This is a genomic window from Nitrosomonas marina (assembly GCF_900110145.1).
GTDB classification, from domain to species: Bacteria; Pseudomonadota; Gammaproteobacteria; order Burkholderiales; family Nitrosomonadaceae; genus Nitrosomonas; species Nitrosomonas marina.
In genome coordinates, this window is record NZ_FOCP01000016.1 from 68264 (window position 1) to 76076 (window position 7813).

6 protein-coding genes are annotated in these 7813 nt (G+C 43.1%); all 6 read left to right on the forward strand.

Annotated elements, in window-relative coordinates; genetic code table 11:
- Window positions 1-15 precede the first annotated feature (15 nt).
- The 6 genes from BMX44_RS11435 to BMX44_RS11460 all read left to right on the forward strand — a co-directional run bounded on the left by BMX44_RS11435 (window position 16) and on the right by BMX44_RS11460 (window position 7476).
- Complete coding sequence (locus tag BMX44_RS11435) at window positions 16-636, forward strand: RlmE family RNA methyltransferase (RefSeq protein ID WP_090633116.1); 621 nt, start codon at window positions 16-18, stop codon at window positions 634-636.
- A gap of 203 nt (window positions 637-839) precedes the next feature.
- Complete coding sequence (gene ftsH, locus BMX44_RS11440) at window positions 840-2759, forward strand: ATP-dependent zinc metalloprotease FtsH (protein WP_090633119.1); 1920 nt, start codon at window positions 840-842, stop codon at window positions 2757-2759.
- 82 nt (window positions 2760-2841) lie between these two features.
- On the forward strand, window positions 2842-3681 hold the full coding sequence (folP, locus tag BMX44_RS11445; protein ID WP_342708039.1) for a dihydropteroate synthase: 840 nt from the start codon (window positions 2842-2844) through the stop codon (window positions 3679-3681).
- Between the two features lie 75 nt (window positions 3682-3756).
- Window positions 3757-5127 (forward strand): phosphoglucosamine mutase, encoded by a 1371-nt coding sequence (gene glmM, locus BMX44_RS11450; protein WP_090633124.1) that lies wholly within the window; start codon window positions 3757-3759, stop codon window positions 5125-5127.
- Window positions 5128-5248: 121 nt separating this feature from the next.
- Window positions 5249-6256, forward strand: a complete 1008-nt coding sequence (locus BMX44_RS11455) for a PstS family phosphate ABC transporter substrate-binding protein (protein WP_090633126.1) — start codon at window positions 5249-5251, stop codon at window positions 6254-6256.
- 428 nt (window positions 6257-6684) lie between these two features.
- Window positions 6685-7476 carry a hypothetical protein gene (locus tag BMX44_RS11460; protein WP_090633128.1) on the forward strand — a complete coding sequence of 264 codons (792 nt, stop codon included), beginning with the start codon at window positions 6685-6687 and terminating at the stop codon, window positions 7474-7476.
- Window positions 7477-7813 lie beyond the last annotated feature (337 nt).

A 7813-nucleotide genomic window follows, 5' to 3' on the forward strand; every position in this document is an offset into this window, starting at 1 on the left:
TTTTTATTTTACGCTATGGCGCAGGTTAAAACTAGTAATGCTTGGATGCGAGAGCATGTAAACGACAGTTATGTCAAATTAGCAAAAAAAGAAGGCTTTCGCTCGCGCGCCGCATATAAATTACTTGAAATTAATGAACGGGATCGTATACTAAAAAGAGGTATGGTTGTTGTTGATTTGGGCGCGGCTCCGGGCAGCTGGTCGCAGGTGGCTTTGCATCAGGTTGGTAATCAGGGTGCAGTTGTCGCGTTGGATATTCTTGAAATGGAACCGTTGCCGGGTGTTATGATTATCAAAGATGATTTTCGGGAAGAAAGTGCTGTCCAAATGCTCGATCATATGTTAGCCGGGCGCCGACCAGATGTGATTATTTCTGATATGGCACCCAACATTAGTGGTATACGTGTAAGTGACCAGGCTCACAGTATTTATCTGGCAGAATTGGCGCTACATTTTGCAATGGATAAACTGAACTGCGGAGGCAGTTTTTTGGTCAAATTGTTTCAAGGTTCTAGTTTTGATCAATTTATGCAGGTAATGCGAGGTGGATTCAGAAAAGTATTGGTGCGTAAACCCAAGGCTTCTCGGGACCGGAGCAATGAAGTATATTTGCTTGGACTTGAAAAGAAATCATAAAAAAAGCAAAATTCAGCTGAGAGGCATGATTTCTACATAAGTAAGACAGGCGTTAGGAAGTGAATAAATTGATTGGACGAACCAACTTAATAATTTTTTTCTAAATTACGTTATCAGGTGCATTAATTTTGTTCGCGGTCTGAAGAAAATTAAAGCTATGCGTGAATAGAAAAATTCTGAAAGGTGCAAACCAAGGAGCTATTTTGAATAATTTATTTAAGAATATGGCCATTTGGCTTGTGATTGCACTCATCTTGATGACGGTATTTAACCAATTCAGCGTGCGACAACAAGCGCAGGTGCCAATTGAGTACTCACAGTTTATTTCTGATTTAAATCGTGGCCGTATTGCAAAGGTGGTAATTGATGGCCGTACGTTGAGGGGTACCAATACGGACGGTGCTCGCTTTACCACTTACGCTCCCGCAGATCCTTGGTTGGTCAGTGATTTATTAAAAGCCGGAGTGGTCATCGAGGCAAAGCCCGAGGAAGAGCCATCCATGTTAATGAGTATCTTCATTTCATGGTTCCCGATGTTGTTGCTTATTGCAGTATGGATATTTTTCATGCGGCAAATGCAGGGTGGTGGTCGAAATGGCGGCGCGTTCTCTTTTGGAAAAAGCAAGGCGCGAATGCTTGATAAATCCCAGAATCAGGTGACGTTTAACGACGTGGCTGGTTGTGAAGAAGCGAAGGAAGAGGTCGCAGAGTTGGTTGAGTTTTTGCGTGATCCAACCAAGTTTCAAAAACTGGGTGGGCGCATACCGCGTGGTGTACTCATGGTAGGTAGTCCTGGTACGGGTAAAACACTGCTTGCGCGTGCCATCGCTGGTGAAGCACAAGTGCCTTTCTTCAGCATTTCAGGTTCAGACTTTGTTGAAATGTTCGTTGGCGTAGGTGCGTCTAGAGTACGTGATATGTTTGAACAGGCCAAAAAGCATGCTCCTTGCATCATCTTTATTGATGAGATTGATGCTGTTGGTCGTCAACGGGGAGCCGGTCTCGGAGGAGGTAATGATGAGCGCGAACAGACACTCAATCAACTCCTGGTTGAAATGGATGGTTTTGAGGGTTCGCTGGGTGTAATCGTGATTGCGGCAACAAACCGTCCCGATGTCCTCGACCCCGCGTTGTTGCGACCTGGTCGTTTTGACAGACAAGTAACGGTTCCTCTGCCCGATATACGTGGACGTGAACAGATTCTGAATGTGCATATGCGTAAAGTACCGCTCGCCCCTGACGTGAAAGCAGACGTTTTGGCGCGCGGAACACCAGGCATGTCTGGCGCGGATCTGGCTAATCTGGTAAACGAGGCTGCCTTGTTTGCAGCGCGAAGAAATAAACGCCTTGTGGATATGGAAGACTTTGAAAATGCCAAAGATAAGATATTCATGGGGGCCGAGAGAAAATCAGTGGTTATGCCGGAGCATGAACGTAAGAATACCGCCTATCATGAATCAGGTCATGCTGTAGTAGCATATTTACTACCCAAAACTGATCCGGTTCATAAAGTAACGATTATTCCAAGAGGGCGGGCGCTGGGTGTAACAATGCAGTTGCCGACCGAAGATCGTTTCAGTATGGAAAAAGAGGAAATTCTGCAAAGACTGGCGGTGATGTTTGGCGGCCGAATCGCTGAAGAAGTTTTTATGAATCAAATGACGACGGGTGCTTCAAATGACTTTGAGCGAGCTACAGAATTGGCGCGTCAAATGGTGACACAATGGGGGATGACTGACTCACTTGGCCCTATGGTTTACGGTGAGAATGAAGGCGAGGTATTCCTAGGGCGTTCTGTTACCACGCATAAGAATATGAGTGAGGCGACCATGCAGAAGGTTGATGCTGAAATCCGGCGCATTGTTGATGAGCAGTATGCTTTGGCGCGTAAACTGATAGAAGAAAACAAAGACAAAATTGAGGCAATGACACAAGCTTTGCTTGAATGGGAAACAATTGACAGCGAGCAGATCAAGGACATTATGGAAGGCCGTCCTCCTCGACCGCCAAAACCTCCTCAAACGGTGGCTGAGCAAGCTCCTGAAGAATCAGCAACTACGGAAGAGACGGATACGGAAGAAACCGATATTCCGCCGCAAGGAGTTGCTAAAGAAACAGACTAGCTAGTTTCCGCTAAGGTATTTTGTAAAGGATACGATTGATGAAATCGTATCCTTTTTTTGTTCCACTTTTTATTCTTGATTTATGATGCGATCGCAATCGAATTCAATTCATGCAACCCGGCGGCCACTCATAATGGGTGTTGTAAATGTAACGCCTGACTCATTCTCAGATGGTGGTTTTTTTTTCTCAACTGATAATGCCATAAAACAAGCTAGGAAACTTATCGAAGAAGGTGCGGATATTCTGGATGTGGGTGGGGAGTCTACGCGCCCCGGCAGTTTGCCTGTAAGTGTTGATGAAGAGTTGCGGCGTGTTATGCCGGTAATCGAGGCGCTTGCTGGAGAGAAAACGCTGATTTCGGTAGATACTTCAAAAGCTGAAGTAATGCGACAGGCGATTATTGCAGGAGTGGACATCATTAATGACGTTAATGCTCTGCGAAATTCCGGAGCTATGGAGGTGTTGGCGGAAAATGATCGTGTGCTGGCATGTTTAATGCATATGCAAGGTAGTCCAGCTAATATGCAGAAAAGTCCAACATATCATAATATTGTTCAGGAAGTTTATGACTTTCTAGAAGAACGCATTCAGCTGATAACAACCCTGGGCGTGGCTCGTGATCGTCTAATTGTTGATCCGGGTTTTGGTTTTGGAAAAACTCTGCAGCACAATTTCGAAATACTGAACAATCTGGAATATTTTACTCGATTACAGACTCCTTTGATGGTAGGAATTTCACGGAAATCGATGCTGGGTGCTGTTACCGGTAATCCTGCAGACCTGCGCATTCATGAAAGCGTTGCAGCAGCGCTGATAGCAGTAAATAATGGGGCCAGGATCGTACGAGTACATGATGTGAAGGCGACAAAAGATGCATTATCCTTTTATTGCGCTCTGCAAGAAAATAATGATATTAAGTAAAATTAAATTATCGCAGCGTGTTATTATTTGATTACCTGTAGTAATTTTTCATTCACAAACTTGGAAATTCAATCATTGGCTAATAAATTTTTTGGAACTGATGGTATACGGGGACGTGTAGGTGATGAGCCTATAACACCCGATCGTATCCTGAATCTGGGTTTTGCAGCTGGAAAAGTACTTGCGGCGAAAGATTGGCATCTTATGGAAGGTGAGCGACCAAAGGTTTTGATCGGAAAAGATACCCGTGTATCGGGGTATATGCTGGAATCTGCACTCCAAGCAGGTTTGTCTGCGGCGGGTGTTGACGTGCTTTTGTCCGGGCCAATGCCAACTTCTGCAATTGCGTATTTGATTCGCGCACTTCGATTGCAAGCCGGTATCGTAATTTCTGCATCGCATAATTTGTTTGAAGATAATGGTGTTAAATTCTTTGGGGACGAGGGAACCAAATTGCCGGATGAAATCGAACAACAAATTGAGGCAATCATTGATTTTCCAATTAAAACGATGCCTTCTGCCCAACTTGGTAAAGTGCAGCGGCTAAAAGATGCTAGTGGAAGATATATCGAATTTTGTAAAAGCACCTTCCCATATCATCTTGATTTGCGTGGATTGAGAATTGTGGTGGATTGTGCAAATGGTGCCGCTTATCATATTGCAGGCCACGTGTTTCATGAATTGGGTGCAGATGTGGTGACAATAGGTGATGAACCGAATGGTTTGAACATTAACTATGAATGTGGCGCAACCCACTGCTCAACCTTGCAGGATGCTGTTAAATTGCATCAGGCTGATTTGGGTGTTGCGCTTGATGGTGATGGTGATCGCGTCATGATGGTTGATGAAAGTGGTGTATTGTACGATGGCGACCAGCTACTTTATGTTATTGCAAAACATCGGCAGCAGATGGGATTTATCAGAGGTGGTGTTGTGGGTACGCTGATGACCAATATGGCAGTTGAAAATGGTGTTAAAAATTTGAATATTCCTTTTTTGCGTGCCAAGGTGGGTGACCGTCACGTGATGGAAATGCTACGTAAAGAGAATTGGTTCATTGGCGGAGAAAGTTCAGGGCATATAATTTGTTTAGATAAACATACGACTGGTGATGGTATTATTTCTGCGTTACAGGTGCTGCACGCATTGTGTGACGGCGAAAATAGTCTTGGTGAGTATTTGCAAGATATTTCACTTTATCCAAACAGAATGATTAATGTGAAAAGTTCAAAACCATCAAGCCTTGCTGATCATAAAGAAGTTCAAGATGTTGTCAAAGAGGCGCAATTTGATTTGAATGGGCAGGGACGTGTGCTGGTGCGAGCCTCGGGAACCGAGCCATTGATACGCGTCATGGTGGAAGGAGAATCAGAACAAAAAGTCAATTTCTGGGCGGAACAGATTGCTGATGTGGTGCAGAGATTCAGTCCTCAGATTTCAGAATGAATATTCATTTAATATATGTGTTTATTGTTTTAATCGAATAGATACTCAGGTCATGAGACGGAACATTTATTTTTAATTTAAAAAATAGAAGTCTATTTAAAATAGAATTTGGAGAATTACGATGTTTAGTTTAGTACGTTTAAAACGTATGAAGCAACAGGTAATTGTTGTTTTTTGTATGCTTAGTATGAGTATGGGTGCGTATGCTAGCCCTATAGTCAGGATTGATGGCTCAAGTACTGTCTACCCGATTATCGAAGCTGCTGCTGAGGATTTTCAGATTGCTAAACGTGGAGCTGTTCGCGTCACAGTTGGTATTTCAGGCACAGGCGGTGGGTTTAAAAAATTTTGCAGAGGAGAACTGGATGTAGTAAATGCTTCGCGTCCTATCACAGATTTAGAAATGGAAGTCTGCAGGAAGGCGGGCATAGAATATATCGAAATGCCAATTGCAATCGATGCATTAACAGTTGTGATCAATCCAAGAAATTCTTGGAGTAAAACGATGACAGTGGAAGAGCTCAAGCAGTTTTGGGAGCCGGCAGCACAGGGTAAGATAAACAATTGGAATCAGGTTAATTCTGCTTGGCCGGATAAAAAAATCAAATTATTTGGTCCTGGTGCAGACTCTGGTACATTTGAATATTTTACTGAAGCCGTTGTGGGGCGCGCTAAATCAAGCCGTGGCGATTTTACAGCATCAGAAGATGATAATGTTTTGGTTCAGGGCGTTGCTAGTGATATGTATGCACTTGGTTTTTTTGGTTTTGCCTATTATATCGAGAATAAAAACAAAATTAATGCGGTAGCGATTGATAGTGGAAACGGAGGAGTAATTCCGTCCGTTGAAACAGTTGAGAGCGGCAGCTATCAACCTTTGTCACGTCCAGTTTTTATATATGTGAATGCTGAATCTCGCACTAGGCCAGAAATACAGGGATTTGTTAAATTCCTTATGGACAATGCTGCTGAATTAGTTACTGAAGTCAAATATTTTCCACTTTCTTCGGTGATATATAATAAAAATCTGGATAACTTCATCAATAATATTGTCGGTACGGTGTTTCAGGGCGAATCCGAAGTAGGGATTGATATAGAAGAAGCTATGAAGAAAGAAGCGCGTCTCTGAAATGCAAAAGGGGATGACTGATTTGAATGTATTTCTTTTATTTATCTGAAAGATAATCTATATGCGCATACCAGGAGCTTGTAATGGTGTGATTGCTATGGTGCCCTTCCGTAAAATTATTGGCCTCGAACGTTATAGTATCGAGCTGGTATTCTTATCGTATTTAAAACTCAAGCTTTTAAAATTCATAGAGCCATCAGGATAAATCGGGTGAGCAGACGAATAAACAAATCTATGAAGCGTGGATAAGATTAAAAATTGAAAAGCATCCAGAAGGCGAAAAAATTGGGATTATTTGAATCGTTTCATTTAATCTTCAGAAAATTTTGTTATACAATTTTAAGTTATGCTAATGAGCGGCATAGTGTTTTGTATGCAAATATTAAAATAAGCAGTTGTTTACATGATATAAATTTATTGGAGAAAATATGAAGGAAGTATCTGGGTGTTGGTGGGTAACAAAATTGATCGGTGCTATTCTGATTGCTGTTCTGGCACTTCCAGCGTATGCACAGTTAATGCTTGCCCACGAAGGACATCATGATGCGGGTGGGTGCGAAATTAAGAATGGTGAGTTTCCGATGACTTTTAGCGGCTATGAAGTGCCTGAGGGTGATATACCACCTATGCATTCATACTGTTCAAATATTCCAAAACCTGGCAAGGTTCAGCTGACTATAGAATTACCTGATTGGGATTCGCGTGAAATACCTCTCGCTGTTCGACTAGTTAAAGTCGGGCATGGTGATCATGGTTCGGATGGTCATAAAGATCATCAGAAAAAAGAAGAGAATCCTACTCTTGGTTCAGAGGCTGGATCTACTGAGAAAGAAATAGATCACAGTGAGCATGGTGCGCATGATCATGAGGGTCATGAGATGCAAGATGATCATGCTAATCACGGAAAATCAGACGGTGATCCAAGCGAAAATGATCTTGTCTATATGCCTTATGCAGAGCATAATTCAGGCATTATTGTTGTTTCAGCAGATTTGCAAAAAGGAAATTACGAAATTCTGCTGGAAAGAAAAAATGATGGTGGCGAAATTGTTGTTGCAGGTCGCGTTCCATTTGCCGTTGGCGGTAGTGGTGGAGGCCACGCCGGACATGGCGGTGGTTTTGGCGTAATGGAGATTGGCTTAATAGCACTGGTTGTTGGAGGTGCCGCCTTTTATTTTATGCGTCGTAAAAACGCTAGCGACAGTGAAAGCAAATCATAGTATTTCGATACATGCGGGATAGATCATATCTGCAAAATAATTCAACCCTTTGAAATTTCTTGACAGGGTTAACCTGACTGAGTAGTCTTTGGGAGGGGATGAGGATTATCGGTGAAGGACAGGTCATGCTGATGCTGGATCTGGTAGTGGACTGGCTGGGATGTTGAGCAGCGAGTTGCTGAAGGTTTTAGGGGAAGGCGAGACAGCAGAGACGGGTCTGTAAACGGCTGATTGGACTTGACTGGTAATACCGGTTGGTCGTTAGGCGGGCTATTGTAAGGGAGGCGGCAGCGGTAGACTGTTATACGGAAGGATTAGCAGCGGATTGCCGGACATA

Coding starts and splice junctions, on each gene's coding strand:
- BMX44_RS11460 (WP_090633128.1), top strand. CDS start 6,685: ATGAAGGAAGTATCTGGGTGTTGGTGGGTAACAAAATTGATCGGTGCT.
- folP (WP_342708039.1), top strand. CDS start 2,842: ATGATGCGATCGCAATCGAATTCAATTCATGCAACCCGGCGGCCACTC.
- BMX44_RS11455 (WP_090633126.1), top strand. CDS start 5,249: ATGTTTAGTTTAGTACGTTTAAAACGTATGAAGCAACAGGTAATTGTT.
- BMX44_RS11435 (WP_090633116.1), top strand. CDS start 16: ATGGCGCAGGTTAAAACTAGTAATGCTTGGATGCGAGAGCATGTAAAC.